Origin of the sequence: Allomuricauda sp. XS_ASV26 (assembly GCF_041224615.1) — a bacterium.
Lineage (GTDB): Bacteria > Bacteroidota > Bacteroidia > Flavobacteriales > Flavobacteriaceae > Flagellimonas > Flagellimonas alginolytica.
In genome coordinates this window covers 208,871-234,713 of the sequence record NZ_JBGFGK010000026.1, presented here as the reverse complement: position 1 = coordinate 234,713, position 25,843 = coordinate 208,871, and the positions used below count along the sequence as shown (strand labels likewise).

28 protein-coding genes and 1 tRNA gene are annotated in these 25,843 nt (G+C 40.9%); 20 read left to right on the top strand and 9 right to left on the bottom strand.

Annotated elements, in window-relative coordinates:
* Positions 1-744: 744 nt before the first annotated feature.
* From thrS to rplT, 4 genes are all read left to right on the top strand, one after another.
* Entirely contained in the window at positions 745-2,685 is a 1,941-nt protein-coding gene (thrS, locus tag AB9K32_RS01595; protein WP_369884151.1) for a threonine--tRNA ligase, read from the top strand.
* Between the two features lie 36 nt (positions 2,686-2,721).
* Positions 2,722-3,273: a translation initiation factor IF-3 gene (gene infC, locus AB9K32_RS01590; RefSeq protein ID WP_286037781.1), complete on the top strand. Its 552-nt coding sequence runs from the start codon at positions 2,722-2,724 to the stop codon at positions 3,271-3,273.
* Between the two features lie 46 nt (positions 3,274-3,319).
* Complete coding sequence (gene rpmI / locus AB9K32_RS01585; protein WP_224837705.1) at positions 3,320-3,517, top strand: 50S ribosomal protein L35; 198 nt, start codon at positions 3,320-3,322, stop codon at positions 3,515-3,517.
* Positions 3,518-3,607: 90 nt separating this feature from the next.
* Entirely contained in the window at positions 3,608-3,952 is a 345-nt protein-coding gene (rplT, locus tag AB9K32_RS01580) for a 50S ribosomal protein L20 (protein ID WP_014033571.1), read from the top strand.
* Between the two features lie 103 nt (positions 3,953-4,055).
* Here the strand turns inward: rplT and AB9K32_RS01575 are convergent, their stop codons facing one another.
* Positions 4,056-4,478 carry a secondary thiamine-phosphate synthase enzyme YjbQ gene (locus AB9K32_RS01575; protein ID WP_293296039.1) on the bottom strand — a complete coding sequence of 141 codons (423 nt, stop codon included), beginning with the start codon at positions 4,476-4,478 and terminating at the stop codon, positions 4,056-4,058.
* A gap of 97 nt (positions 4,479-4,575) precedes the next feature.
* Between AB9K32_RS01575 and AB9K32_RS01570 the strand changes: the two genes are divergently transcribed.
* The 3 genes from AB9K32_RS01570 to AB9K32_RS01560 all read left to right on the top strand — a co-directional run bounded on the left by AB9K32_RS01570 (position 4,576) and on the right by AB9K32_RS01560 (position 6,982).
* Positions 4,576-5,367 carry an HAD family hydrolase gene (locus AB9K32_RS01570; protein ID WP_369884150.1) on the top strand — a complete coding sequence of 264 codons (792 nt, stop codon included), beginning with the start codon at positions 4,576-4,578 and terminating at the stop codon, positions 5,365-5,367.
* Between the two features lie 96 nt (positions 5,368-5,463).
* Positions 5,464-5,982: a hypothetical protein gene (locus tag AB9K32_RS01565; protein WP_369884149.1), complete on the top strand. Its 519-nt coding sequence runs from the start codon at positions 5,464-5,466 to the stop codon at positions 5,980-5,982.
* Positions 5,983-6,091: 109 nt separating this feature from the next.
* Positions 6,092-6,982 (top strand): dienelactone hydrolase family protein, encoded by an 891-nt coding sequence (locus tag AB9K32_RS01560; protein ID WP_369884148.1) that lies wholly within the window; start codon positions 6,092-6,094, stop codon positions 6,980-6,982.
* Here AB9K32_RS01560 and AB9K32_RS01555 read toward each other — a convergent pair.
* The 5 genes from AB9K32_RS01555 to tgt form a co-directional block, all read right to left on the bottom strand.
* Positions 6,979-8,220, bottom strand: a complete 1,242-nt coding sequence (locus AB9K32_RS01555; protein ID WP_224837710.1) for an asparagine synthetase B — start codon at positions 8,218-8,220, stop codon at positions 6,979-6,981. The genes AB9K32_RS01560 and AB9K32_RS01555 overlap by 4 nt on opposite strands.
* 52 nt (positions 8,221-8,272) lie before the next feature.
* Entirely contained in the window at positions 8,273-9,817 is a 1,545-nt protein-coding gene (gene dnaB / locus AB9K32_RS01550) for a replicative DNA helicase (protein WP_224837711.1), read from the bottom strand.
* A gap of 167 nt (positions 9,818-9,984) precedes the next feature.
* A complete protein-coding gene (locus tag AB9K32_RS01545) occupies positions 9,985-10,938 on the bottom strand; it encodes an acetyl-CoA carboxylase carboxyltransferase subunit alpha (protein ID WP_224837712.1) in 954 nt (317 codons plus the stop codon).
* Positions 10,939-11,052: 114 nt separating this feature from the next.
* Positions 11,053-12,135, bottom strand: coding sequence for an LptF/LptG family permease (locus AB9K32_RS01540; protein ID WP_252080133.1), 1,083 nt, complete (start codon positions 12,133-12,135; stop codon positions 11,053-11,055).
* The gene (gene tgt / locus AB9K32_RS01535; protein ID WP_338195944.1) at positions 12,135-13,265 is read right to left on the bottom strand and encodes a tRNA guanosine(34) transglycosylase Tgt; all 1,131 of its coding nucleotides are present in this window, start codon (positions 13,263-13,265) and stop codon (positions 12,135-12,137) included. The genes AB9K32_RS01540 and tgt overlap by 1 nt, the downstream gene beginning before the upstream one ends.
* A gap of 156 nt (positions 13,266-13,421) precedes the next feature.
* Between tgt and AB9K32_RS01530 the strand changes: the two genes are divergently transcribed.
* The 3 genes from AB9K32_RS01530 to AB9K32_RS01520 are packed head-to-tail and all read left to right on the top strand — an operon-like array spanning position 13,422 to position 15,905.
* Positions 13,422-14,267 (top strand): transketolase, encoded by an 846-nt coding sequence (locus AB9K32_RS01530; RefSeq protein ID WP_369884147.1) that lies wholly within the window; start codon positions 13,422-13,424, stop codon positions 14,265-14,267.
* 17 nt (positions 14,268-14,284) lie between these two features.
* Positions 14,285-15,238, top strand: coding sequence for a transketolase family protein (locus tag AB9K32_RS01525; protein WP_224837716.1), 954 nt, complete (start codon positions 14,285-14,287; stop codon positions 15,236-15,238).
* Positions 15,239-15,293: 55 nt separating this feature from the next.
* The gene (locus AB9K32_RS01520) at positions 15,294-15,905 is read left to right on the top strand and encodes an outer membrane beta-barrel protein (protein WP_224837717.1); all 612 of its coding nucleotides are present in this window, start codon (positions 15,294-15,296) and stop codon (positions 15,903-15,905) included.
* A 78-nt stretch (positions 15,906-15,983) separates the two neighbouring features.
* Here the strand turns inward: AB9K32_RS01520 and AB9K32_RS01515 are convergent, their stop codons facing one another.
* Positions 15,984-16,931, bottom strand: a complete 948-nt coding sequence (locus tag AB9K32_RS01515) for an FKBP-type peptidyl-prolyl cis-trans isomerase (protein WP_369884146.1) — start codon at positions 16,929-16,931, stop codon at positions 15,984-15,986.
* 77 nt (positions 16,932-17,008) lie between these two features.
* Between AB9K32_RS01515 and AB9K32_RS01510 the strand changes: the two genes are divergently transcribed.
* Positions 17,009-17,380: an RNA-binding S4 domain-containing protein gene (locus tag AB9K32_RS01510; RefSeq protein ID WP_252080139.1), complete on the top strand. Its 372-nt coding sequence runs from the start codon at positions 17,009-17,011 to the stop codon at positions 17,378-17,380.
* Positions 17,381-17,416: 36 nt separating this feature from the next.
* A complete protein-coding gene (locus AB9K32_RS01505) occupies positions 17,417-17,914 on the top strand; it encodes a phosphoribosyltransferase family protein (protein ID WP_224837720.1) in 498 nt (165 codons plus the stop codon).
* On the opposite strand, the gene AB9K32_RS01500 is transcribed toward AB9K32_RS01505, so the two are convergent.
* A complete protein-coding gene (locus tag AB9K32_RS01500) occupies positions 17,906-18,418 on the bottom strand; it encodes a shikimate kinase (RefSeq protein WP_224837721.1) in 513 nt (170 codons plus the stop codon). The two genes, AB9K32_RS01505 and AB9K32_RS01500, sit on opposite strands and share 9 nt — an antisense overlap.
* Before the next feature lie 118 nt (positions 18,419-18,536).
* Here AB9K32_RS01500 and AB9K32_RS01495 point away from each other — a divergent pair.
* The 8 genes from AB9K32_RS01495 to AB9K32_RS01460 all read left to right on the top strand — a co-directional run bounded on the left by AB9K32_RS01495 (position 18,537) and on the right by AB9K32_RS01460 (position 23,720).
* Positions 18,537-18,609: transfer RNA gene (locus AB9K32_RS01495), tRNA-Lys, on the top strand.
* Positions 18,610-18,646: 37 nt separating this feature from the next.
* Positions 18,647-19,420, top strand: a complete 774-nt coding sequence (locus AB9K32_RS01490; protein ID WP_369884145.1) for a Crp/Fnr family transcriptional regulator — start codon at positions 18,647-18,649, stop codon at positions 19,418-19,420.
* A 53-nt stretch (positions 19,421-19,473) separates the two neighbouring features.
* Complete coding sequence (locus AB9K32_RS01485; RefSeq protein WP_369884144.1) at positions 19,474-20,118, top strand: hypothetical protein; 645 nt, start codon at positions 19,474-19,476, stop codon at positions 20,116-20,118.
* Positions 20,119-20,139: 21 nt separating this feature from the next.
* Positions 20,140-20,511 (top strand): DoxX family protein, encoded by a 372-nt coding sequence (locus AB9K32_RS01480; protein ID WP_369884143.1) that lies wholly within the window; start codon positions 20,140-20,142, stop codon positions 20,509-20,511.
* Positions 20,512-20,643: 132 nt separating this feature from the next.
* Positions 20,644-21,180 carry an NADPH-dependent FMN reductase gene (locus tag AB9K32_RS01475; protein ID WP_369884142.1) on the top strand — a complete coding sequence of 179 codons (537 nt, stop codon included), beginning with the start codon at positions 20,644-20,646 and terminating at the stop codon, positions 21,178-21,180.
* 90 nt (positions 21,181-21,270) lie between these two features.
* Complete coding sequence (locus tag AB9K32_RS01470; protein WP_369884141.1) at positions 21,271-22,389, top strand: DJ-1/PfpI family protein; 1,119 nt, start codon at positions 21,271-21,273, stop codon at positions 22,387-22,389.
* 212 nt (positions 22,390-22,601) lie between these two features.
* A complete protein-coding gene (locus AB9K32_RS01465) occupies positions 22,602-22,946 on the top strand; it encodes a 5-carboxymethyl-2-hydroxymuconate Delta-isomerase (RefSeq protein ID WP_369884140.1) in 345 nt (114 codons plus the stop codon).
* A gap of 18 nt (positions 22,947-22,964) precedes the next feature.
* Positions 22,965-23,720, top strand: coding sequence for a type 1 glutamine amidotransferase domain-containing protein (locus AB9K32_RS01460; protein WP_369884139.1), 756 nt, complete (start codon positions 22,965-22,967; stop codon positions 23,718-23,720).
* A 519-nt stretch (positions 23,721-24,239) separates the two neighbouring features.
* On the opposite strand, the gene AB9K32_RS01455 is transcribed toward AB9K32_RS01460, so the two are convergent.
* Positions 24,240-25,694 carry a fibronectin type III domain-containing protein gene (locus AB9K32_RS01455; RefSeq protein ID WP_369884138.1) on the bottom strand — a complete coding sequence of 485 codons (1,455 nt, stop codon included), beginning with the start codon at positions 25,692-25,694 and terminating at the stop codon, positions 24,240-24,242.
* Positions 25,695-25,843 lie beyond the last annotated feature (149 nt).

Sequence of the window (25,843 nt, the reverse complement as noted above, 5' to 3'; positions counted from 1 at the left end):
TTCATCCTGAGCCAGGATCAAACTCTTCATTGTATTTCCTTGAATGTCTGTCCGACACCCGAAAACACGAGTCCCCGCATCAAAATGGTTCTTTATAATTCTTACGCTGTCGTTACAATATGTATATGAACTTGTTTGTTTCGCTCGAACCGACAATCAAAATCAATTTCTTATCGATTCCACCTCTTCACCTATTCGGTAAAGCGGGTGCAAATTTACAACTGTTTTTTTATTTGGCAAGGTTTTTTTGAAAAAAATTCAAAACATTTTTTCGACCTCAAAAACAGTGTTTTTACATGAACTTTCCCCTTACACACCTTGGTGTTTTTCGGGCTGCAAATGTAAAATGCTTTTTTTGATTACACAATGCTTTGCTTTATTTTTTTCTGTTTTTTTCTATCGCCAAAAACAGTCTTTCAAAATGCCTGTGAACGTCTCCAAAAAACAAACCCTTTGTTGTTTTTGGGGCTGCAAATGTAACACCATTTTGAGAATAAACAAGATGTTATTTTAATTCTCCCAACAACATGTCGTCAATCAACTGAAAACAAAGCAGATAAAAATACAATTTTTTTGAAAATTTCAAAAACTGCATTCGTTTTCAACCGTTTCCTTTTACAAATCGACCACAATCACCTTTTGATACCAAGAAAATTAATGCTTATGTAGTAAATAGGTATTGCAGCATCTATACAAGGTATTATCTTTGTCGTCTTGAAAATAAAACTTAGAAGTTTAAACAACATGATAAAGATCACATTGCCTGATGGTGCTGTAAAAGAAGTCGAAAAGGGAACTTCTCCCTTTTCTGTCGCCCAAAGTATTAGCGAAGGGCTTGCCCGAAACGTTATTTCTGCAAAGTTCAATGATACAACGGTCGAGACTTCCACCCCATTGACCACAGACGGCGCATTGACTCTTTACACTTGGAAAGATGCTGAGGGCAAAAAAGCATTTTGGCACTCTACATCCCACGTAGTCGCCCAAGCTTTGGAAGAGCTTTATCCTGGAATTAAGCTAACCATTGGTCCGGCCATTGAAAACGGATTTTATTATGATGTGGATTTTGGCGATCATACCATTTCCGAAAAAGATTTTCCGAAGATAGAGAAGAAAGCTTTGGAAATAGCCCGAGGCAAGCACGACTATAAAATGAGAAGCGTATCCAAAGCGGAGGCTCTTTCTTATTATAAAGAACAAGGGAACGAGTATAAGGTTGAGCTCATTGAAAACCTTGAAGATGGTTCCATAACATTTTGCGACCATAGCACATTTACCGACCTGTGTCGAGGAGGGCATATTCCGAACACAGGCATTATAAAAGCAATTAAGCTTTTGAGCGTTGCCGGTGCTTATTGGCGCGGCGATGAAAACAATACACAGTTAACCCGCGTTTACGGTATTTCTTTTCCAAAACAGAAAGAATTAACGGAATATCTTCAGCTCTTGGAAGAGGCCAAAAAAAGGGACCACAGAAAATTGGGGAAAGAACTTGAGCTTTTCACATTTTCACATAAAGTAGGCCAGGGCCTACCTTTATGGTTGCCCAATGGAGCAGCATTACGTGAACGCTTGGAACAATTCCTTAAAAAGGCACAGAAGAAAGCCGGTTATGAAATGGTGGTGACCCCACATATTGGCCAAAAGGAACTTTATGTTACATCCGGTCACTATGCCAAATACGGTGAAGATAGCTTTCAACCCATACATACACCAAAAGAGGACGAAGAGTTTTTGTTAAAACCCATGAACTGCCCTCACCATTGCGAAATTTTCAACAGCAAACCATACAGCTACAAGGATCTGCCAAAACGCTATGCGGAGTTTGGCACTGTATATAGGTACGAACAGAGTGGTGAACTGCACGGCCTTACCAGGGTAAGGGGTTTTACTCAAGACGATGCGCACATATTTTGCACCACCGAGCAATTGAACGACGAGTTCAAAAATGTTATCGATCTTACCTTATATGTACTCAACTCATTGGGTTTTGACGATTTTACGGCCCAAGTATCCATAAGGGATATGGAAAATCCCGACAAATATATTGGTAATGCCGAAGATTGGGACAGAGCAGAGAGCGCAATTATCAACGCTGCCGAAGAGAAAGGTCTAAACTACATAATCGAAAGTGGTGAAGCTGCGTTTTATGGTCCAAAACTGGATTTTATGATAAAAGATGCCCTAGGCAGAAACTGGCAATTGGGCACCATTCAGGTCGACTATAATTTACCGAAGCGATTTGATCTGACTTACAAAGGCAGTGATAATGAACTGCACAGACCGGTAATGATCCACCGTGCGCCCTTTGGCAGTATGGAACGATTTGTTGCCCTATTGCTGGAGCATACCGGAGGAAACTTCCCGCTTTGGTTGATTCCGACACAGGCTATTGTACTGCCCGTCAGCGAGAAACACGAAAAATATGCGGAAAAAGTTTTGAATTCGTTAGAAAATCACGAAATTCGCGCGCTCATTGATAATAGGAACGAGACGGTAGGGAAAAAAATCCGTGAAGCAGAACTCAAAAAAATTCCATTCATGATCATTGTAGGTGAACAGGAAGAAGAGTCTGCTACCATTTCTGTTAGGCGTCATGGCGGCGAAGATTTAGGAAGTCTGAGCGTTAATGCTTTTTCAGACTTGGTAACTACTGAAATAAATAGTACCTTAAAGTCGTTCTAAAAAATTAAGTTTAATTAAAAAGTTTACGTCATAGCAATTAGAAGAAGATTTAGACCCCAACCCAGGAGGGAAAACAAAAACCCTCACAACATCAATGAAAAAATAAAAGCCCGGGAAGTACGTCTTGTCGGCGATAATGTTGAAATGGGTGTTTACCCCATATCAAAAGCTAGGGAAATAGCAACCGAACAGGAATTGGACCTGGTAGAAATTTCACCAAATGCCGAACCCCCTGTTTGTAAGGTAATGGACTATAAAAAGTTCCTTTACGAGCAAAAGAAACGCGACAAAGCCATGAAGGCCAAAGCGAGTAAAGTGGTCGTAAAGGAAATTAGATTTGGCCCACAGACGGATGATCATGATTACGATTTCAAGAAAAGACACGCTGAGAAATTCTTGAAAGACGGAGCCAAGTTAAAAGCCTATGTATTCTTTAAAGGACGTTCCATCGTTTATAAAGATCAAGGCGAAATATTACTTCTAAGGTTGGCACAGGAATTGGAAGACCTAGGTAAGGTTGAACAAATGCCAAAATTGGAAGGCAAGCGAATGACCATGTTCATCGCACCCAAAACAAGTAAAAAATAAAACCGAACATAGTTCGGTCTAATAAGCGGAGTTAAATACTAGGAAAATGCCTAAGATGAAAACAAAATCCAGTGCCAAAAAGCGTTTTAAGCTTACCGGTTCTGGTAAAATCAAAAGAAAGCACGCTTTTAAGAGTCACATTTTGACCAAAAAATCTAAAAAGCGAAAGCTGAAGTTGACCCATTCCACTTTGGTTCACAAAGCGGATGAGGACAACATCAAAGAACAGTTACGTTTAAAATAATTGTTCACCGGTACATTATTTATTAACCATGGAGTCGGGCCAACCAAGTCCTCAAAAATTGAGGCGCCTGCTACAAAAAAATGACACATTATGCCAAGATCAGTAAATTCAGTTGCTTCACGAGCTAGAAGAAAAAAAGTGATGAAGCAAGCCAAAGGTTACTTTGGAAGACGTAAAAACGTTTGGACGGTAGCCAAAAATGCGGTAGAAAAAGCAATGCTTTACGCTTACCGTGATAGAAGAAACAAAAAGCGTACTTTCCGTTCGCTATGGATCACCCGTATCAATGCTGGTGCTAGAATGCACGGAATGTCTTACTCTCAATTTATGGGTAAAGTAAAAGCCAATGGAATAGAGCTTAACAGAAAAGTTCTTGCCGATTTGGCCATGAACCACCCAGATGCCTTCAAGGCAATCGTTGAGAAAGTAAAGTAAAAAGTTAATATAAACTTACCCCGCTTATTTTAAGATCCCGCCTCGTGCGGGATCTTTTATTTTATATATGTTCTCCACTGGGCAAAAACCGATACGACTTCATTTATTGACCATAAGCGGTAACCACCAATTGCCGGCCCGAAGCTTGGTTACGATGTTCGCACAGGTAAATACCTTGCCATATACCCATATTCAATCTACCCTGGGTTATAGGAATCTGTACTGAAGTCCCCATTAGGGAGGCCTTGATGTGAGCAGGCATGTCGTCCGGTCCTTCGTAAGTATGCACGTAATACGGTGCATTTTCAGGTACCATGGTATTCATGTGGCTTTCAAAATCTGTTCGAACCGTGGGATCCGCATTCTCGTTGATCGTTAAACTGGCAGAAGTATGCTTGATGAAGACCTGCAAAAACCCAGTGTTTATCTTTCGGAGTTCAGGCAAGGCATCAAGAATTATATCCGTAATCAAATGGAATCCTCTAGAATAAGACCGTAGTTGTATTTCTTTCTGATAAAAATTCATGCCAAAAAATTCTCTAGCCCGAAATTAATATAAAGTTTACCAAAACTACCGGTGCTATCTGTGAATATAAAATACCTTTGTGGCTTAACTATTTTACATGGATTTATCACAAATTAAGATGGTGGTCACCGATATGGATGGGACTTTATTAAATTCCAATCATGAGGTAAGTCCCCGTTTTTTTGAAATATATCAAGAACTCAAAAAGAAAAATATTGCTTTTGTAGCAGCGAGTGGCAGACAGTACCATAGCATGGTCGATAAATTGGATTCCATCAAGAACGAAATTTTGATAATTGCCGAAAACGGGGCCCTGATCAAAAAACAGGAACAAACCTTGCTCTCGACCCCAATTAGCACATCCGAAGTACACCGCATCCTGGACACTGTTCTTCCTTTGGAGCATGTACATCCTGTGCTATGCTGTCAAAACAATGCCTTTGTAGGGGATACTTCCAATGAGTTTATAGACATGCTTCGTGAATACTATTCGGAGTTTGAAATAGTAGATCACCAAAAACAAGTGGATGAAGAGGTCTTAAAAATTGCCATTTACCATTTTGAGAGCTCCGAAAAGCACATTTTTCCTCATGTAAAACATCTGGAACGCGACTTAAAAGTCAAGGTCTCAGGTGCCAACTGGGTCGATATTTCCGACTTAAACGCACATAAGGGCTATGCCCTGCAAAAGGTAATGGATCAATACAATATCTCTTCCAACGAAATAATGGTATTTGGGGACTACAACAACGACTTAGAAATGCTTCAATTGTCGGATTATAGTTTTGCCATGGCCAATGCACACCCCAATGTGCTAAAAACAGCGAAATACACAACCAGTAGCAACGACGATTATGGTGTGGAGCGCATTTTGGAAAAACTCCTCTAAGATTTTCTGACCGAATTGTATTTTTTATATATCTTTATGATTAGCAGTTGATTACGCCGATTGCAACTTCCCCCGTTTTTTTAAAAAATCAATCGTATGAAAAATATAGCATACGCAGTGGTCCTTGTATTTCTTCTTGCCGGTTGTGACAACAAAATCGTCGAATCCCAAATCGATCATGCCAAAGACGCTGCCCAAATTATTAAAAGTATTGATGCTTGGGATAAAGCCTGGGAATCGAAAGATCTTCAACTTGCAATAAAATATTATGCCGATGAAATAGACTGGACCAATGCCTTTGGTGATAGGGCACGATCCAAGGAAGATTTACAAAAACTCTTGGAATCGATTTTTGGATTGAATTTTGTTATGTCCGGAGAAAACAATTATGGAGCGAACGATATCCGTTTTCCAAATGATTCCATTGCCACGGTACGAACACAAAACATCCGTACAAATCAAAAATGGCCCAATGGAACACACATGGACGACAGGATAATCAACCACTTGAGGGTGTATCAAAATATGCAGGGAAAATGGTTGATCACCCATCACATGATCAGTCAGGCATGGCCAAAAAATAAACCGGTGGATAGTCTCACCATAAAAAAGTAATCAAAACTATTTCCGGCTTGGCACTGCAGAAGCACTTTCCAATTAATTTTATGATTCAGCAATAGGATAATTTGTACCTTAAGGTCATTGTTAACCAAACACCAACACTATGGCATCACTAAAAAAAGAAGACATTAAACAAGAGGTTTTTGACCTATACGACAAATATGCCCACAATCAGTTAGATCGTAGAGAGTTTATGGAGAAGCTTTCCGTTTATGCCGTAGGTGGCATCACGCTGGCATCCCTGCTCAGTTTTGTGATGCCCAATTATAAGGACACCTTGACCGTATCTCCCAATGACCCGGAATTGGATTCCAAGTTCATTACTTATAATTCCCCAAAAGGCGGTGGAGAAATCAAAGGGTTGTTGTCCAAGCCAAAAAACAGCTCCGGTAAAATGGGCGGTATGGTTGTGGTGCACGAAAACCGAGGCCTTAATCCTTATATTGAAGATGTGGGAAGAAGAGCTGCCAAGGCAGGCTTTATTTCGTTGGCTCCGGATGCCCTCACCCCACTTGGAGGCTATCCCGGAAATGATGACGAGGGAAGGGCGATGCAACGGGAACGGGACCGTAACGAGATGTTGGAGGATTTTATCTCCGCTTACGAATATCTCAAAAACCATGAAAACTGCAACGGTAAAGTGGGGGTAGTCGGCTTTTGTTTTGGCGGATGGATTTCGAACATGATGGCCGTAAAAGTACCGGAATTGGCCGCTGCTGTTCCTTTTTATGGCAGTCAGCCCAAGGAGGAGAAGGAAGTGGCCCAAATAAAAGCCCCCCTATTAATTCATTTTGCAGGATTGGATGAACGGGTAAATGCTGGTTGGGAAGACTACGAGGCCAAATTAAAAAAATTCGACAAAGCATACGAAGCGCATTTTTACCCCGATGTCAACCACGGTTTCCATAACAATACAACACCGCGCTTTGATGAAGCATCAGCCAATTTAGCGTGGGAAAGGACCATAGATTTCTTCAAAAAGCACTTGAGCTAGGTCTTTTGCTTCTTTTTGCGGGCAGCAGGGAACAAAACGTTGTTCAAAATCAAACGATAACCGGGCGAAGTAGGATGCAGTTCCAGCTCCGTTTTCGGGTCTCCTACCCTATGCTGATAATCTTCCGGATCGTGACCACCATAAAAAGTAAAGAAACCCTTTCCTTTAATACCATGGATATACCTGGCCTCTCCATTGATTTTGTTCTCGCCCAAAACCATAACGGTCGGTTTGATCTGCGCTCTGGTGTAGGCTGTTGTTTGCCCCATAAACCCTTTTACCAAACTTGTATGGTTTTGTGTTAACATAGTGGGCACCGGATCCCATTTAGCGGAAAATTCCATCAACGAAAAGTAATCTGATTCCTTGGGGACATTGGCTCGCTTATTTGTCATATCGATGGATGAAAACTCGTAGCGGATGGGGTTTCGTTCTAAAGTAAAATTGGTGAAGGCGAACGTATTGTTGAAATTAAGTTTGGCCTGATAATTCGCATCCGAGGGATCCCCATCGAACATAGGTTCGCAAATATCCACATCTTCTGCCGCAAGGGCAATATCAAAACTATCGGTCGCGGAACACATGGCAAACATAAACCCACCTCCGATAACATAATTTCTTATTTTTAGGGCCACTGCCAATTTCTGATCGGAGACCTTGGCATAGCCGAGACTTTTGGCCAACTCTTCTGCCTTCTCCTTATCTCTGATGTACCATGGTGCTGCACGGTAATGTCCGTAAAATCGGCCGTATTGACCTGTAAAATCTTCATGGTGGAGGTGCAGCCAATCGTACAAGGCCAGTTTATCTCCTAAAACCTCGGTATCATAAATGGTTGTATAGGGAATCTCGGCATAGGTAAGCACCATGGTAACGGCATCGTCCCAAGGTTGGTTTCCCTTTGGGGAATACACGGCAATCTTTGGTGCTTTTTCTAGGATTACCGCATCTTGATTTTGGGAAGGACTGGAAATGTCATCCAAGATTTGCTCGGCCTGTGCGTCGGACAAGACCTCAAAGGAAACACCTCGAATTTGGCATTCCTTTCGAATGGCATCTCCATCGGGCAAAATAAAGGAACCGCCCCGATAATTGAGCAACCATTGCACTTTTTGTTGTTTGGAGAGTACCCAATAGGTTATTCCGTAAGCTTTTAAATGATTTTTCTGCCCTTCGGCATCCATTGGAATCAGAATAACGGAGGCTGAAGCTTTAAAGAAAAAAAACAAAACAAACATGTAGGTGAGATTTCTCGCATACGCTCGAAATGACACTTTGGAAAGTAATTTTTTAAAACGGCACGTCGTTATCATCTGGGTCATTACTGTTCATTGCGCTACCGAAAGCATCGTCCGCACTCGGAAGATTTGGTGTCGCAAAGGGATTTTCTTCGTCCGCATTCATCTTCGATTGGAATTCGAATGGGGAATCAAAGTCATCCAAGTTATCAAATTTACCCAGAGCACCCACAAATTTTAACCTAATATTTTCTAAACCACCATTACGGTGTTTGGCCACAATAAATTCTGCTTGACCTTGGGTCGGGGTGCGTTCCTCATCGTCCCACTCGTCAATTTTATAATATTCCGGTCTATAGATAAAGGATACAATATCCGCATCCTGTTCAATGGCCCCGGATTCCCTCAAATCGGAAAGAATAGGTCTTTTACTACCTCCACGGGTCTCCACCGCCCGCGATAACTGGGACAGCGCTATTACAGGAACATTAAGTTCCTTGGCCAATGCCTTTAGGTTACGGGATATGGTAGAAATCTCCTGTTCACGGTTTCCTCCTTTTTGGCTACCCCCTGCGGTCATCAACTGCAAATAATCTATTATTATAAGTCTAATTCCGTGTTGGGATGCCAATCGCCTGGCCTTGGCACGAAGGTCAAATATGGACAACGAAGGGGTGTCGTCTATAAACAAAGGCGCCTTTTCCAGGGTCTTTACCTTAACGTTCAATTGTTCCCACTCGTGTTTTTCCAATTTACCGGTCCTCAATTTTTCGGAGGACAATCCTGTTTCGGAAGATATTAAACGGGTAATCAACTGTACGGAGGACATCTCCAAGGAGAAGAACGCCACTGGAATTTCGGAATTCACGGCAATATTACGTGCCATGGAAAGCGTTAATGCCGTTTTACCCATACCAGGTCTTGCCGCAACAATGATCAAATCACTGGGTTGCCACCCGGATGTAAGCTTGTCCAATTTATCGAATCCTGATGGGATACCGCTAAGCCCTTCCTTATTGGAAATTTCCTCAATTCGTTTTTTGGCCTGTATTACCAAATTCTGTGCAGTTTCCGCAGAACGCTTTAAGTTGCCCTGCGTTACCTCGTACAATTTTGCTTCGGCACTGTCCAACAGATCAAAAACATCGGTTGCATCGCTATATGCCTCTTCAATAATGTCGTTGGATATTTTAATCAGGCTTCGTTGGATATATTTTTGAAGGATGATCCGCGCGTGAAACTCGATATGTGCGGATGAAGCGACCTTTTGGGTCAGTTTTATCAAATAAAAGTCCCCGCCTACCGCTTCTAGTTTCCCATCTTTCTTTAACTGTCCGGAGACCGTTAATAAATCCACTGGTTCAGAAGATTCGAACAACTTGAAGATGGCTTCATAAACATATTTATGGGAATCCTTGTAGAATACGTCTGGGTGCAGAATATCGATTACTTCATCAACACCTTTTTTATCGATCATCATAGCCCCCAATACAACCTCCTCTAAATCAACAGCTTGAGGCGGTATTTTACCTCTTTCAAGATTGATTAGGGCAGATTTGTCCACTCGATGTCCTACGATAGGGCTAGGTTTTTCCATGAATGCGAAAGTAGCTAATTAACCTTAAGTTAACTTTAAATTAGATGAATACGATTTCCACAGGTACTCAACAATTGGATTGTTGATAACTTAAAATACCTGTTAATAACATAAAAAAAATTGAGGATAAAACCTAAAGAAAAAGGTGAACCCCCGAAAAACAAGATTTATTCACTAAAGACACCCATATTCGCATATTTATCCATGCGAGCTTTCACCAATTCTTTTGGTGATAACTTTTTGAGCTCTTCGAAATGTGACGAAATTTTGTTCGCGACGGTTTCAAATGTTTTTTCTCTATTGGCATGTGCTCCGCCCAATGGTTCTTTCACTATCTCATCGACCAGCTTTTGTTTTTTCATATCGGTTGCGGTCAACTTCAGTGCATCGGCGGCCTGCTCTTTAAATTCCCAACTCCTCCAAAGTATGGATGAACAGGATTCTGGGGATATAACGGAGTACCATGTGTTCTCCAACATAAGTACTTTGTCTCCTACTCCAATGCCCAGTGCGCCTCCCGATGCTCCTTCACCAATAATAATAACGATGATCGGTACTTTAAGTCGGGTCATCTCGAGAATGTTGCGGGCTATGGCCTCACCTTGCCCCCTCTCCTCTGCCTCGATACCTGGGTAGGCTCCCGGAGTATCTACAAAACATACTACTGGGATTTTGAACTTTTCTGCGGATTTCATCAATCTGAGCGCCTTTCGGTACCCTTCCGGATTGGCCATTCCAAAGTTTCGGTACTGGCGCGTTTTTGTATTGTACCCTTTTTGCTGACCAATGAACATGTAACTCTGGTCCCCTATTTTTCCAAGTCCGCCTACCATCGCCTTATCGTCCTTTACATTTCTGTCTCCATGGAGCTCCAAAAAGGTATCTCCACAAATGGCTTTAATGTAATCCATTGTATAAGGTCTACTGGGGTGTCTTGACAATTGTACTTTTTGCCAAGCAGTTAGGTTTTTATAGATGTCCTTTCGGGTCTGATCAAGTTTCTGTTCGATCTGTGTGCACGTTTCGGACACGTCCACATCACTTTCCTCCCCTATGATCATACACTTTTGAAGTTGCTCTTCAAGTTCTTTGATGGGGAGTTCAAAATCTAGATATTCCATGGGAAGTCATTTATTTTCACAAAAAACAATGGGGACAAATATATAACATTATGGCTTACTCGCATGAAATATGCAAATGTTTTAACTTCAGCCCTATAGATCAAATTTGATGGTTTATCGCTTAGCTTTCATGAGCATATAAACGGCAAAAACACCAAAAAGTAAGTTGGGAATTACCACAGCGAGCAATGGTGAAAAACCAGATTGTTCCGCCAGGGTCCCAAATACTTTATCAAAGAAAATATATACGAAGGCCACTCCTATACCAAAGGCCAGATTAAGCCCCATGCCCCCTCTTCGCTTTACCGAGGAAACGGCAACGGCTATTACGGTAAGAATAAAAGCAGCAATGGGCAAAGCCCATCGTTTATATTTTACCAGGACATAGGCATTAATATTGGACGCTCCCTTTCTGCGTTGATCTTCAATAAATTTGTTCAGTTCAAAAAGGTTTTTGGTCTCGGCCACGTAAGAAACTGGCGTTAAATCGTCTATTTTGAAGGAGAAAACAGTATCGAGTCGCCTTTTGGCATCTATAAACTCCCTTTCGTTCAATATGGTTCGTTTTTCGTAATTGGTAAGTCTGTAGATACTATCGTCCTCGACCCATCTAATGTTACTTGCGAAAATTTTGTAGTCCAACTTTCCAATGGAATCAAAATGCTCGTAGGTAAAATTGTAACCGATCTGACGATTGGGATCAAAACTGCTAACGTAGATATAATCGTTCTCGTTCAACTGGTTAAAGATGTTCTCCGTTACCCGGTCTCGTTTTCCCTTTTTAAAATATTTATATTCAAATTCGTTGAACCCGATACTGGCATGGGGCACAATGAACATACCCATCATAAAAATAAGAATGGCCACCAAAGTAGCACCCACAAAATAAGGGCGCAAAAACCTCCAAAAAGATACGCCCGAACTTAAAATGGCCACAATTTCGGTGTTGCTTGCCAGTTTGGATGTAAAAAATATTATGGACAGGAAAAGGAATATGGGCAACAGAAGGTTGCCGATCACTAAAGTGAAATTACCGTAGAATACGATGACCTCGGCCAATGGTGCCTCATTATCTATGATCTTACCAATCTTTTCGGCCAAGTTGGCCATGATCCCGATAGGCACAAACAACAAGAGCATCCCCATAAAGGTGATCAAGTAGCGCTTTAAGATGTATCTATCGAGTATGGTAAACATTACAATCTTTTATCCATTTGACGGACCATTTTGGTTTTCCACTCCAAAAAATCTCCGGCTAAAATACGTTCTCTAGCGGTACGCACCAACCATAAATAAAATCCAAGGTTGTGAACCGTGGCAATTTGTTTGCCCAAATATTCGTTGGCAGCAAATAAATGGCGCAAATACGCCTTGGAATATTCGGTGTCCACATAGGTAATTCCCATTTCATCAATAGGCGAAAAATCGTTTTCCCATTTTTTGTTCTTGATGTTGATGGTACCATGCGCCGTGAACAACATTCCGTTCCTTGCATTTCGGGTGGGCATAACACAATCGAACATGTCCACTCCTAACGCAATATTCTCCAATATATTGATCGGTGTACCAACTCCCATCAAATATCTTGGTTTATCTTCTGGTAAAATATCGCAGACCAATTCAGCCATTTCGTACATTTCCTCTGCAGGCTCTCCCACGGATAAACCACCGATCGCATTTCCTTCCGCTCCTACGGAAGCAATGTATTCTGCCGATTGTTTTCTTAGGTCTTTATACGTGGAACCCTGCACAATGGGGAAAAAACTTTGGGTATAATCATAACTGTACGGCAGCTTTTCCAGATGATTGATGCATCTGTCCAACCACCGGTGCGTCATGTGCATAGATCGCTTCGCGTATTGGTAGTCGCAAGGATAGGGTGTGCATTCATCAAAAGCCATGATGATGTCGGCTCCTATTGTACGCTGTATCTCCATTACATTTTCAGGTGTAAAAAAGTGGTTGGATCCATCTATATGGGATTTAAATTTTACGCCTTCCTCTTTTATTTTTCTGTTGCCCGATAGTGAGTATACTTGGTAGCCACCACTATCCGTCAATATAGGCCTGTCCCATCCCATAAATTTATGGAGTCCCCCTGCCTCTTCCAATATTGTGGTTTTGGGTCTTAAATAAAGGTGATACGTATTCCCCAGGATAATATCAGGGTTTATCTCGTCCCTTAATTCTCGCTGGTGCACGCCCTTTACGGTGGCAACCGTTCCAACGGGCATAAAAATAGGGGTCTGTATAGTTCCATGGTCAGTTTCCAGTTTACCTGCCCTGGCCTTGGTCTTGCTATCCGTTTGTAATAGGGTAAAATCCAATTGTTTGTTTTAAAACCGCAAATATAACCAACTCAGTTTCGCCAATCCTTAACAAAAAAATAAAGTTTCCAACCGCTTATATGCCGACCATTGTGTTTTAGGCACTTGTTTTCCACAAATAATGCCAGTACATTTGATGCTTAAATTAGAGACACCATGCCGAATACGCAAGAATTACAGGACCTGGTAGTACAGGTAAGAAGGGATATTTTAAGAATGGTGCACAAGGTAAATTCCGGACACCCCGGGGGATCTTTGGGCTGTACCGAATTTCTTGTTGCCCTCTACAACGACATTATGGATTTAAATGATGGTTTTGATATGGATGGAATCGGAGAAGACCTTTTCTTCTTGTCCAATGGCCATATTTCACCGGTCTTTTATAGTATTTTAGCTCGGAGAGGATACTTCCCTGTTGAAGAATTGAACACATTTAGATTAATCGATTCAAGATTACAGGGCCACCCCACCACACACGAAGGATTGCCCGGGGTCCGTGTGGCGTCCGGATCTTTGGGTCAAGGCATGTCGGTAGCCATCGGTGCCGCACTTGCAAAAAAATTAAATGGTGATGATCATTTGGTATTCAGCCTTCATGGCGATGGAGAACTACAGGAAGGACAGAACTGGGAAGCGATCATGTATGCGGCCGGAAATAAGGTCGACAATTTGATCGCTACCGTTGACCGCAATGGCAAACAAATAGATGGTGAAACGGAAAACGTACTTCCGTTGGGCGATGTCGCAGAAAAATTCAGGGTATTTGGATGGGACGTTCTCGAACTGGAAAACGGCAACGACCTTGATGCCGTAATTGCCACCTTGAACCAAGCTAAGAGCAGAACTGGAAAAGGAAAGCCTGTTTGTATTGTGATGACAACCGAAATGGGCAACGGAGTAGACTTTATGATGCACACCCATGCATGGCACGGGAAAGCTCCGAACGATGAGCAATTGGCAAATGCATTGGAACAAAACCCAGAAACTTTAGGCGATTACTAATTTTAGAAACAGAAACAATGACTAAATATACAGATCAAGGAAAACAAGATACGAGAAGCGGATATGGCGCTGGTATGACGGAATTGGGGAGAACCAATCCAAATGTAGTAGCCCTCTGTGCCGACCTTGTAGGCTCCCTTAAAATAGAAACTTTTATTAAGGAAAACCCTGAGCGTTTCTTTCAAGTAGGTATTGCCGAAGCCAATATGATGGGAATTGCTGCAGGTCTGACCATCGGCGGTAAGATTCCTTTTGCATCCACGTTCGCAAATTTTGCAACAGGGCGGGTCTACGATCAAATTAGACAATCCATCGCATATTCGGACAAAAATGTAAAAATATGTGCCTCTCACGCCGGACTAACCCTAGGTGAAGATGGTGCAACACACCAAATTTTGGAAGACATAGGCCTTATGAAGATGCTACCGGGAATGACGGTCATCAACCCGTGCGATTTTAACCAAACAAAAGCTGCCACCATTGCCATTGCCGAGCACCATGGTCCGGTTTATCTCCGTTTTGGAAGGCCCAAAGTGGCCAATTTTACTCCAGTGGACCAAAAATTTGAAATTGGAAAAGCTCTAATGCTCAACCAAGGGTCCGATGTCACCATAATCGCAACGGGACATTTGGTTTGGGAGGCCCTAATAGCTGCCGAAGCATTGGAAAACCAAGGTATATCGGCAGAAGTGATCAATATCCATACCATAAAACCTTTGGATGAAAAGGCAATTTTGGATTCCGTTAAAAAAACCGGATGTGTGGTAACGGCCGAGGAACACAATTATTTGGGAGGGCTTGGAGAAAGTGTTTCCAGAGTTCTGGCATCGCATAATCCTGCCCCACAAGAGTTTGTGGCAACTCAAGATACTTTTGGGGAAAGTGGCACTCCAGATCAGCTTATGGAGAAATACGGATTGAACAATAAAGCCATTGAAGCAGCCGTTTTAAAAGTGTTGAAGCGAAAATAGTTTCGATACGATATTCCTTTGGAATATTTTTTCAACCTTTTAAAAAACAACACTTATGAAAAAAACTTTTTTAGTAGCAGTTTTTGCTCTAATCGGAACAACGGTAATGGCCCAAAGTGGCTCTGGTTTTGGTATCAAGGCCGGTTTATCTTACAACAAGAACGGTGATTTGATCAGTTCGGTCGGAGAAGGTGGTTCCGATATTGTGGAAGGAGCCGAAGGTAAGGCCGGTTATCATTTTGGATTTTGGGGCAAATTGGATTTTCCTAAAATCTATTTGAGACCTGAATTGGTGTATTCCAAAACCAAGAGTTCGTACGAGGTCGCAGGTGATTCTCAGGATTATGATGTCTCCAAATTGGATATGCCCGTTCTTTTAGGATATAAATTGATAGGCCCACTACATATTTTTGCCGGTCCTGCTTTCCAATATACGTTGAACAACGATTTGGGCGATCTTGAAATTGAAGATGTAAAAAATGATTTTACCGTAGGTTTAAATGCCGGTGTCGGCGTTAATTTGGGAAAATTGGGACTCGATGTTAGATATGAAAGAGGCTTCTCCGAAAACGAAGCTGAATTTATTGATGCAAATGTTGCCAATGTCGAAGGAAGGGTAGACTCCAGGCCTTCCCAAGTTATCTTTGCACTATCGCTCAAATTATAGGAATTGTTTTGACCATATAAAAAAAGCCCTGTTGGTATCAACAGGGCTTTTTTATATTCTATTTACATCTACTACCGATCAATTGATATCGGGATCTAAATAATCCGGTGTACCATCACCATTCGAATCGGGATAGGGCAGTATAATATTGCCGTTCTCATCAGAAATTTCCTTTCTGGTCGAAACTCCGTCGCCATCATCGTCCGGGTCACGGAAGTTGGCAACCGGACTAAATCTTTCTTCATCGGCATTGGTATTATCATCCAGCAAATAACCATTTCCGTTCACATCTTCCAAAATAGACGGAATGCCATCATTATCGCTGTCGGTATCTTCCACATAAAGGCCTAGTTCTATTTTAAAAAGCACCGGCGCATAGGTTCCAGCGGTTCCTACTGTACCATTGAACGCGGCCAAACCAGATGGCATAACAATAATGCCCAAACCACTATTGTTGATTTGATAGGTACCATCGGGATTATCCACCACTTGGTCGGTAGTCCCTGCTTTCATATTGGAAATGCCATTAGCGTAGCCCCTGTATGTCGAAGGCAACTCCTGCCACGTAAAATCTTGATTTTCATCGAACAGCTCACCATCCAAGGCAGAACCTTGATATCTCACCAATGTTGAATCTGCATAGGTGGGGCTCCCCCCCTCGCCTTCACGAACCTCAATATAGTAATAGGTGTGCTCTACATCCGTTTCTTCTTCGCTCAAACCAAATTGGTTGGACGACACCTTTATGGTCAACGGAACCGCATCTTCCATTAATGGTCTCTTGCCCGCATTTTCCCCAGCAATGGTATCGATAACAATTTTATAATCGAAACCTGAAGGTGGGGTATCAAAATCCTCGTAGTTGTAAAAGTGGGTGTTCAAAAACTCTTTGATGGTTTCGTGATCTTCGGTCGCTACTTCGGCCAATAACCTAGGTGGCACCTCAACTACACCGTCATCGTCATCATTGTTACAGGATACGAGAGCGATCGCAAAACATAAGAAAATTGTAATTCCGTACCTCATCAAGTCAATTATTTAGGCGCGCAAGATACAATTTTCCGTTATTTTTGCTTTGTCCATTAACAAAGATTTGCGAAGACATGCGGATAGACAAGTTCCTTTGGTGCGTTAGATACTTTAAAACCCGGAGCATTGCATCCAATGCGGTAAAAAAAGGTCATGTAAAGGTAAACGGAAATGCTGTGAAGCCTTCCCGAGAGGTTTATCCCATGGATAAAATATTGGTCCGAAAAAACCAGATAGATTACCAACTTACCGTTTTGGACCTTCCGGATAGCCGCGTTGGCGCAAAACTGGTGGATATTTACCGAAAGGACACCACTCCCAAAGATGCTTTTGAACACAGCGAACTACTTCAATATGCAAAAAAACATTACCGTAAAAAGGGATTGGGAAGACCTACAAAAAAGGACCGTCGCGATTTGGACGACTTTATGGACGAACCGGAATAAACCGTTTTTATATCTTTGAACCAAGCATAATTTACCATGATAAACCGCATTCTTACCCACGACCAAATTCAGCATATTGCCAAACGAATCGCCTACCAGATCTATGAGACCAATGTGAACGAAAAGGAAATTGTTATCGCGGGCATAAATGGAAGTGGTTTAAGTTTTGCGAAAAAAATAATCGCCGTACTCAAAAAGATTACAGATTCGGAAATTGTGTTGTGCAAAGTGGATATGAACAAAAAAAATCCGTTGGAAAGTGGCGTGAGCACTTCACTTCCCGAAGCGGATTATCTTAACAAATCCATTGTATTGGTGGACGATGTACTTAATTCTGGAACAACGTTGATATATGGAACCCATCATTTTCTTAAAACGCCCATAAAACAGCTTAAAACAGCTGTATTGGTGAACAGAAATCATAAAAAATACCCTATTAAGGCCGATTTTAAGGGCATTTCCCTATCTACCTCTTTGAACGAGCACATTAAGGTGGATTTTGAACCCAAAAACAACGCGGTCTATTTAGAGTAGCGAGCGTATTTTATTTACCGTAGTATCCGGGTCGTCCCCATTGCAATCCAAAATATGTTTGGCCTTGGCGTAATAGGGTCGGCGCTCGAACAAATGTTTTCCCACAAACTCCGGAAGTTCCGCATCTTCTATATTTTTGACCAGCGGACGCTTGTCCTTGCCCTTTACAATTCTTTCCACTAAATTGGGAATGCCCAGGTTTAGGTAGATGGAATGATCGGATTTATTTAGGATCGTTTCCATATTATTTCCATAGCAAGGTGTTCCTCCTCCGGTAGAAAGTATGATGGATTCATCTTTATCCAATACTTCGGAGAGTAGTTGATGTTCCAGTTTTCTAAAAAATATCTCTCCGTGTTCAGAAAAAATATTTTTTATCGATTTTTTTTGATGTGCCTCGATATACTCGTCCAAGTCGATAAACTTAACATCTAAATGCCTGGCCAACAATCTTCCAACGGTCGACTTTCCACTTGCCATATATCCTAGTAAAACCAATTTCATGTTTAAGAATTTTATCTGATTTTAAAAAAACACAAATTTATCATTAATTCACCTTGGAAAATAGATTATTGATGTTATATTTGCACCCGCTTAGCCAAACAGCTGGGCACTTAATGAAGACCTGATAGCTCAGTTGGTAGAGCATCTCCCTTTTAAGGAGAGGGTCCTGGGTTCGAGCCCCAGTCAGGTCACTTTAAAAACATATCGCTTTATAAAAGTCTGCTTACCATGAGCAGACTTTTTTATTTGGAATGGTTTTCAACTGAAATTTGGATTTTCTGTACCAAAACTTGCAATAGATTAAACAATCAGACAACCGACCACAAACCATTCATTGGAAAAAAAGAGTACAACTTCGCTACATCCTCGATCAAATCCTTAATTTTAAAGAACGTACACAAAACTATCTTCACCTTGGAGCATCCACATCAACTAATTATTGATAACGTATGTAGGTTCATTGATTTGACCGAGCTCGAAAAACAGAAATATACTTCTTTGCTTACAAAAATAAGGGTCAGAAAAAAAGCCTTTTTATTGCAAGCGGGGGAAATTGCCCGGTACGAATATTTTATAACCAAAGGTTGCCTAAAGGTCTATACTTTGGATAAAGAAGGTACTCCACATATTTCTATGTTCGCCGTTGAGGATCATTGGACGGGCGACATGGCCAGTTTTATGACCAAGGCCCCATCGCATTATTTTATAAAAGCTACCGAGGATTCTGAGTTATTGGGCATTTCAAGGACCAATTACGACCTTCTGTTTAAAGAGGTTCCAAAATTCGAACGTTTCTACCGAATACTCTATCAAAAATCACTCATAAGCTATATAAAACGTTCCAACCAGGGTATATCCTTGACCGCAGAGGAGCGTTATATCGAGTTCAAACGGAAATATCCCAACATTGTACATCGAATCACCCAAAAGGACCTCGCAGGCTATATTGGCATTACCCCAGAGTTTATGAGCAAGATCATCTCCAAGGTCAACCGGATGTAAAAGTCTTAAACTAGTTTATTTTTTTTCGTGCGATCCTCTCGGAATTTTGAAGCATGAAAAAAATAGTCACACTTACTTCGTTGATATTCATTGTATTTGCAGGAGTCTTGAATGCGCAATTTACCCAAGTAGAGCTGTTTTCAGGTTTGGACAAGACAGACTTCACACTCTATTCAAGTTATCCCATCAATAACAAAAATACGCTCAGTATCGCTACCCTTGCTTTCTTTCAAAAATTCAGAAAAAACGAGAACTCAGTTTTTGATGAAGTAGGCGTGCAGCCCACGTTATTTTGGAACATCAATAAGCATATAGGAGTTGGCCCTTCAATTTATTACAACAGTTTTGCCGGTTATGCGGAACGCCTTTCCGCAAGGCTCATTCTAAAAAATTCACGGACACTATTTGTACTTATTCCAACGGTTGCCCATTCCGAACAAAAGAAAGCCGGCTATGCCGAGGTGTTTGCACATTTTCAGTTCAACTCACCTATAAACGACAAAGCTTCCCTTTGGTTAAACGGACAATTTTTAACTATCTGGGACAAATTTAAAACGCACTCAAGAAGTTTTCAACAGTTGCGTGCAGGAGTATCGTTTACGGGGCACCAAATTGGTATTGGCGTTGACTATGACCAATATGGTCCCGACCCTATTGAAAAAACATCTTTCGGTCTGTATTACCGAAAAACTTTATAAATCATTTAAATCTTAAACATTATGAAAAATTTAGTGCGAGTTTCACATTGGGTAGCCTACGGATATTTGATCTATGCCTTTGGCTATGCAAGTCTTTTTAAAGTTTTCCAAAAACAAAGTATGATGGATAATATGAGCAATTTTGGTTTCGGAAAAATCTGGACATTATTTATTGGCTACGGCGAATTATTGGGTGTAATTGGTTTGGTTGTTGGACTTTCGAGACATCAAGTTAAAAACCTGTCGACCTTATGGTTGTTTCCATTTGCCATTGGTGCATTGATTACGCATTTCGCACATCATGACTACAAATACTTTTACACAGCGTTGTATTGTTGTGTTGCTAGTATGGTTCTGCTCGTCACAGATAAAAATTTCAAAGTAATACTCTAGTTATCAAACCTCCTAAATTTTAAGCCCTCCATGGTTTTTAAACGAACTGGTGACAGTCCCTGCCCTGACCATATTGGTCAATGGCCGCGGAAAATGGTCAATGGAAAAAATTAATCTCTAAAAACAATAATCATGAAAAAAATCATCACAATTGCGGGAAGCAACAGTCAAAACTCCATTAACAAAACCCTGTTGACCTACACGGTCAGCTTTCTTGAAAACGTAGAAATTATCCCAATCGACCTCAACAATTATGTTTTGCCCATTTATGGCGTTGATTTTGAAACTGAGAACGGTATTCCTCCTGCGGTCAAGAAACTGGACAGAATATTTGATACTGCGGATGGTTTTCTGATATCACTCGCCGAACATAATGGCTCATATGCAGCAGTGTTTAAAAATACCATAGACTGGCTATCCAGGTCAAATATGAAGGTATGGAGAGAAAAACCCATGCTCTTGATGGCCACCTCACCTGGCGCTCGAGGTGGAGCGACCGTATTAGAATCCGCAAGGGGCTACTTTCCGTTTATGGGTGCCAAGGTTACGGATACTTTTTCGTTGCCTTCATTTTATGAACACTTTATGGATGGAAAAATCACTGACGAAAATTTGAAAGAAGATATTCGTTCGAAACTTAACAGGTTTAAAGTAACGATTCAATCATAAAAGGAATCTCTTATTTGCGGTTACCTCAATGTATTGTGTAACAAAAGAGTCATCCGATCGTGTTCTTTATCTACAATCAAAAATCAAAAAATGAAGAAAACTATTTTAATCATTGCATTTATTTTACCTGTAATCCTTTTTTCCCAATCCAAAGACACCCACAAAAAAGTTTTGATGGTGGTCAGTAGTTATGGAAAGGATATGGGGTCGACACGACCGGGTTACGAATTTGACGAATTCTCCCAAGCCTATTTAATTTTTAAAAATAATGGGCTATCCATAGATGTCGCCAGTCCAAAGGGAGGACCGGTAGAATCGGACGAATACAACAAGGACAAGTCTTACAACAAAATATTCCTAGAGGACAAATCAGCTCTCAGTTTACTGGACGATACCAAAGCTACCTCCGATGTTAGTGCCGAAGATTATGATGCCATCTATATTGTTGGCGGTAAAGGAGCGATGTTTGATCTGCCCTACGACCCTGCCCTTCAAGATATCATTTCAAATTTGTACCTTAAGCAAGGAGCTGTAATATCATCGGTTTGTCATGGTCCAGCGGCCTTTGTTAATGTCAAAAACGGTGATGACTACATTATCAAAGATGTTGAGTTAACCAGTTTTTGTAATATAGAAGAGGTGCTTTTTGGAAAAAAATGGGTAAAGGAGTTCCCGTTTAGCTTGGAAACCAAATTAGAGTCAAGGGGCGCCATTTTTAAGCAAACTGATTTTATGTTGTCCAAAGTTGTTGTGTCGGGAAAGTTTGTTACCGGTCAAAACCCGTTCTCTACAACAGGTACGGCCGAAGCTGTTGTGGCATCTATGGGCCTTACTCCTGTTAAAAGAGCATTGTACAATGATGAGAGGAGTGCATATCTAATACAGGACCTATTGGATAACACAAAAACCATGGCATGGGTTGAAACAGAACTTACCAAAAACAAAGCCAACTACGACATACCATTGATAGCAGCCTACGGCTATTATAAAATTCTGGCCTCTACCGAGAACAATGAGGGATTATTAAAAGGAGCTGAATTGATCGAGTTGGCCTCACCATACTTTTTTAATGAGAATCTACAATTGTTATTGGCCAAAACCTATATTTCGTTGGATGAAAAAGAAAAAGCACGGGATATAGCCAACGAATTGATTTCTAAAAACCTGCTAAAAGAACAAGCTGAAAAACTGCTTAAATCCACCAGCTGAAACTGATAATGTCTATCTCTGGTGTTCGAATAGGTGTGTTTTGAGCTAAAGACCAATAATCCTAGGAAACTTAGATGCAGATGAAAAGGACGAAGCCGTTGCAATCTAACTGCTAGGGATTGTCAGTTTCAACAAAGTGCACGCAGGGACAATAGGATGATCTATCACATGAGGTGAATAGGTTGAGACAAAAAAAATTAAAAAATGAAATTATGCCACATTTTGTAATAGACTGTTCAACACCAATTCTAGAGCAGGAGTTGCCAGAAGATATCATGCAGAAAGTCTATGACACGGTAAAATCAACCGGATTATTTGTGCCGGAAGAAATAAAAGTACGTATTCGTCCTTTTCAACATTACAATACGGGAAATACGGATGATGATTTCATCCACGTTTTTGCGAACATCATGGAAGGAAGAAATACTATTCAAAAAGTGAACCTGTCAAAACAAATTGTAACAGCATTAAAAGCAATGTTTCCAAAGGTTCCCATTATTTCAATGAATGTAAGGGATTTCGAGAAAGCTACCTATTGTAACAAAGAAATGGTTTAAATTTTAATAAAGTAAAAAATGAAAAAAGTAGTCTTAGTCTTTTTGATAGTCTCATTTATCCTTGCTTGCAATAAGGATGAGAAGGGGAAAATCCTAATTGTAGTTTCAAATACAGAAGACATGGGAGACCCAGAAAAACACTTCGCAGGCAACAATCTTTGGGAGGTAGCACCTCCATACCACATTTTTGTCTCTCATGGATACGATGTAGATTTTGTTTCACCCACGGGAGAAAAGGTGCCTTTCTCCATGGATCCTATGGGCATAAGCAGTTATGCCATTAAATATGAAGATTTCAATGGTAAGGTTGAAACCTCATTAACACCAGATCAGGTAGATTATAAAAACTATAAGGCTGTTTTTATTGGAGGGGGTTATGGGCCACTATTTGATGTTGCAGATAACGAAGATATGCTTGAAATAATTGCCAATATATATGAAGCTGGCGGAGTCGTCGGGGGATGCGGACATGGTCCTGGCGCTTTTGCCAATGTCAAACTGAGTAATGGCGAATATATGGTGAAAGATAAAAAAGTGACCGGATTTCCAAATTCAACGGAGATTACCAAAAGCTGGGCTAAACAAGGAACTTTGTTGCCTATAATGCTAGAGGATCAATTACGTGCTAATGGAGCTAAGTTTCAAAACAAAAGTGACCTGAACGACAAACATGATGTGTTGGTTGACGAGCGAATTGTAACAACGATGTTTCTTCCCTCTTCCGCCATTGTTGCCAAAGAAATGATACATGAAATGAAAAAAACACATAATTAGAATTTTTGCATGAGAATTTTGGTGCTTGCCAAAATGAAAATCGGAAACGAAAACCAATTATTATTCAATACCGGGAAGAAAATCATCTTTTGTTCGACCAAAGTTCACCTGTAAAAACCAGCCCATGTCATTATCATCTTTGAATACTAATCGATTTTATGAACACTTATGAAAAATTAAGGCCAACCCCATTAAATTTCAAGTAAACGATTACTTATCATTTAAATGCCAATCATGTCCAACTGTTTTATTATATCTGAAATTAAGAAAGTAATTCGTCAATAACAGATGTGAACCTTCTCAGGATATTGATAAATACTGGGCTAATGAAGGGAGATTCGAGCCCAGTCAGGTTACTTTTACGGAAACCGACGAACACCGTTCATTGGTTTTTGTTTTAAGATCAACCCATAAAAAAAGCCGGTCGCTTTGCACAACCAAAGCGACCAGCCTATATTTCAGAATACCTACCCCTAGCATATTAAATTTCGTGGAGAAGAGGTATTCCCTAATGTTTATTTACTCAACAAAATCCTTTTTTAGTCGAATAGGCGTATCTGGAATGCGATTGATCAATTGTTTCTTCTCCCCCTTTTTGATCAAATCGAAGGCATCGTACAAAGTTCCGATCGGTGTGTAGGCCTCATAGCTCAACTTATCCCCTTTTATGGTTATGATCTGGAACAATTGGGTAAATTCCCCTCTTCTTTCTATCCAGTCCTTATTGGTGGATTCGTACATTTTAGGGCCACTAACGGATACTGCGTAGATTGTTCCTGCGTCGGACATGGTGGTTACACCAGAGTTTTCGTTACTGATCTGTCCTCTTGCATAAGTATGATCGTGCCCCTGCAAAACAAGATCTACCTTATATTTATCTATCAATGGTTTAAGGTTTTCTATCAAGGCGGCATTATCTTCTCTTCTTTGGGCAGGGGTGTACAGGGGAAAGTGCATGGTCAGAGCTGTCCATTTCTTGGTGTTGCTGGCCAAAACAGAATCCAGCCATTTAACTTGTGGCTCCCTGGATTCTTCATTCCTATCAAAAAGTACTGCGTCTATGGAAACTATTTTCAAATCTTGATAATCCAAAACATATGTGGTCTCTGAAACCGATTCCAAACCTTTAGGACCATTTTTGGGCAGATTAAATTGGGGCTTCCATAAAGTTGTGAGCTCTTCACCCCTATATTCATGGTTGCCCGGAGTCATCATGCTTGGAACAGTGGCATGGATAAAACTTCCGGCATGGAACCACTCGCCCCACTCCAAATTGGAATCTTGACTGTTGATCAAGTCCCCGGCATGTAACATAAAATCCACAGACGGGAATTTCTTATACGAATTTCGGATTACACGACTCCACATGGATTTAACATCGTTCTGTGCATCACCAAAATATATGAAACTAAATTCCTCCCCTTCTTTATCGGAAGCTGTAGTATACTGGAACCATTCACTCCAAAGTTTATCACCATCTGTTCCGAACATATCGGTTCCCACCCGGTATACATAAGTGGTATTGGGCTGTAAATCCGTTATACTGGCCGAGTGAAAATTGGCCTTCACCAAAGGTTCATTGTGCCTTTCATGCTTATTTTCAAATTTTTGGGTAGATGCGTTTATACGTTGAACATCTCCCAATTTAAATTCGGGGCCATCGGTAGCCACCGCAACCTCTAGATAAGCGGTATCTATCTGTTGATTGGTACGCCAGTTCACCGCTAGTGTTGTGGCGGCATTCTCTGGCAAATTGGCAATTACCCTATCCGGGACTTTACTTGGAAATATCAGTTTATGGGAAAGCACCGTATCCAACTCCACGTAGTGTGTGTGGTGGTGGCCATCATTTCCATGTCCTTGGTTATGATGGTCGTTTGATCTGGTATTGGTCTGTTTGCACGAAATCGCAAAAATGGACAACATGACCATCAACGAAAATCTACGTGCCGAAAATCTTTGTTTGGCTACCATACTTCTAGTTTAATTTATAAAATTGAATATTACGCACTTCTTTAAATTTATCGATATTATTCTACTTTATCTGTTTGTTAAATAATCGTCTCATTAAAAACAATAATGGAATTGTTCCATTTAGACCAAATGGAATCAACATGGAATTA

Coding starts and splice junctions, on each gene's coding strand:
- thrS (WP_369884151.1), top strand. CDS start 745: ATGATAAAGATCACATTGCCTGATGGTGCTGTAAAAGAAGTCGAAAAG.
- rpmI (WP_224837705.1), top strand. CDS start 3,320: ATGCCTAAGATGAAAACAAAATCCAGTGCCAAAAAGCGTTTTAAGCTT.
- rplT (WP_014033571.1), top strand. CDS start 3,608: ATGCCAAGATCAGTAAATTCAGTTGCTTCACGAGCTAGAAGAAAAAAA.
- AB9K32_RS01575 (WP_293296039.1), bottom strand. CDS start 4,478: ATGAATTTTTATCAGAAAGAAATACAACTACGGTCTTATTCTAGAGGA.
- AB9K32_RS01570 (WP_369884150.1), top strand. CDS start 4,576: ATGGATTTATCACAAATTAAGATGGTGGTCACCGATATGGATGGGACT.
- AB9K32_RS01565 (WP_369884149.1), top strand. CDS start 5,464: ATGAAAAATATAGCATACGCAGTGGTCCTTGTATTTCTTCTTGCCGGT.
- AB9K32_RS01560 (WP_369884148.1), top strand. CDS start 6,092: ATGGCATCACTAAAAAAAGAAGACATTAAACAAGAGGTTTTTGACCTA.
- AB9K32_RS01555 (WP_224837710.1), bottom strand. CDS start 8,220: ATGTTTGTTTTGTTTTTTTTCTTTAAAGCTTCAGCCTCCGTTATTCTG.
- dnaB (WP_224837711.1), bottom strand. CDS start 9,817: ATGGAAAAACCTAGCCCTATCGTAGGACATCGAGTGGACAAATCTGCC.
- AB9K32_RS01545 (WP_224837712.1), bottom strand. CDS start 10,938: ATGGAATATCTAGATTTTGAACTCCCCATCAAAGAACTTGAAGAGCAA.
- AB9K32_RS01540 (WP_252080133.1), bottom strand. CDS start 12,135: ATGTTTACCATACTCGATAGATACATCTTAAAGCGCTACTTGATCACC.
- AB9K32_RS01530 (WP_369884147.1), top strand. CDS start 13,422: ATGCCGAATACGCAAGAATTACAGGACCTGGTAGTACAGGTAAGAAGG.
- AB9K32_RS01525 (WP_224837716.1), top strand. CDS start 14,285: ATGACTAAATATACAGATCAAGGAAAACAAGATACGAGAAGCGGATAT.
- AB9K32_RS01520 (WP_224837717.1), top strand. CDS start 15,294: ATGAAAAAAACTTTTTTAGTAGCAGTTTTTGCTCTAATCGGAACAACG.
- AB9K32_RS01515 (WP_369884146.1), bottom strand. CDS start 16,931: ATGAGGTACGGAATTACAATTTTCTTATGTTTTGCGATCGCTCTCGTA.
- AB9K32_RS01510 (WP_252080139.1), top strand. CDS start 17,009: ATGCGGATAGACAAGTTCCTTTGGTGCGTTAGATACTTTAAAACCCGG.
- AB9K32_RS01505 (WP_224837720.1), top strand. CDS start 17,417: ATGATAAACCGCATTCTTACCCACGACCAAATTCAGCATATTGCCAAA.
- AB9K32_RS01500 (WP_224837721.1), bottom strand. CDS start 18,418: ATGAAATTGGTTTTACTAGGATATATGGCAAGTGGAAAGTCGACCGTT.
- AB9K32_RS01490 (WP_369884145.1), top strand. CDS start 18,647: ATGAGCAGACTTTTTTATTTGGAATGGTTTTCAACTGAAATTTGGATT.
- AB9K32_RS01485 (WP_369884144.1), top strand. CDS start 19,474: ATGAAAAAAATAGTCACACTTACTTCGTTGATATTCATTGTATTTGCA.
- AB9K32_RS01480 (WP_369884143.1), top strand. CDS start 20,140: ATGAAAAATTTAGTGCGAGTTTCACATTGGGTAGCCTACGGATATTTG.
- AB9K32_RS01475 (WP_369884142.1), top strand. CDS start 20,644: ATGAAAAAAATCATCACAATTGCGGGAAGCAACAGTCAAAACTCCATT.
- AB9K32_RS01470 (WP_369884141.1), top strand. CDS start 21,271: ATGAAGAAAACTATTTTAATCATTGCATTTATTTTACCTGTAATCCTT.
- AB9K32_RS01465 (WP_369884140.1), top strand. CDS start 22,602: ATGCCACATTTTGTAATAGACTGTTCAACACCAATTCTAGAGCAGGAG.
- AB9K32_RS01460 (WP_369884139.1), top strand. CDS start 22,965: ATGAAAAAAGTAGTCTTAGTCTTTTTGATAGTCTCATTTATCCTTGCT.
- AB9K32_RS01455 (WP_369884138.1), bottom strand. CDS start 25,694: ATGGTAGCCAAACAAAGATTTTCGGCACGTAGATTTTCGTTGATGGTC.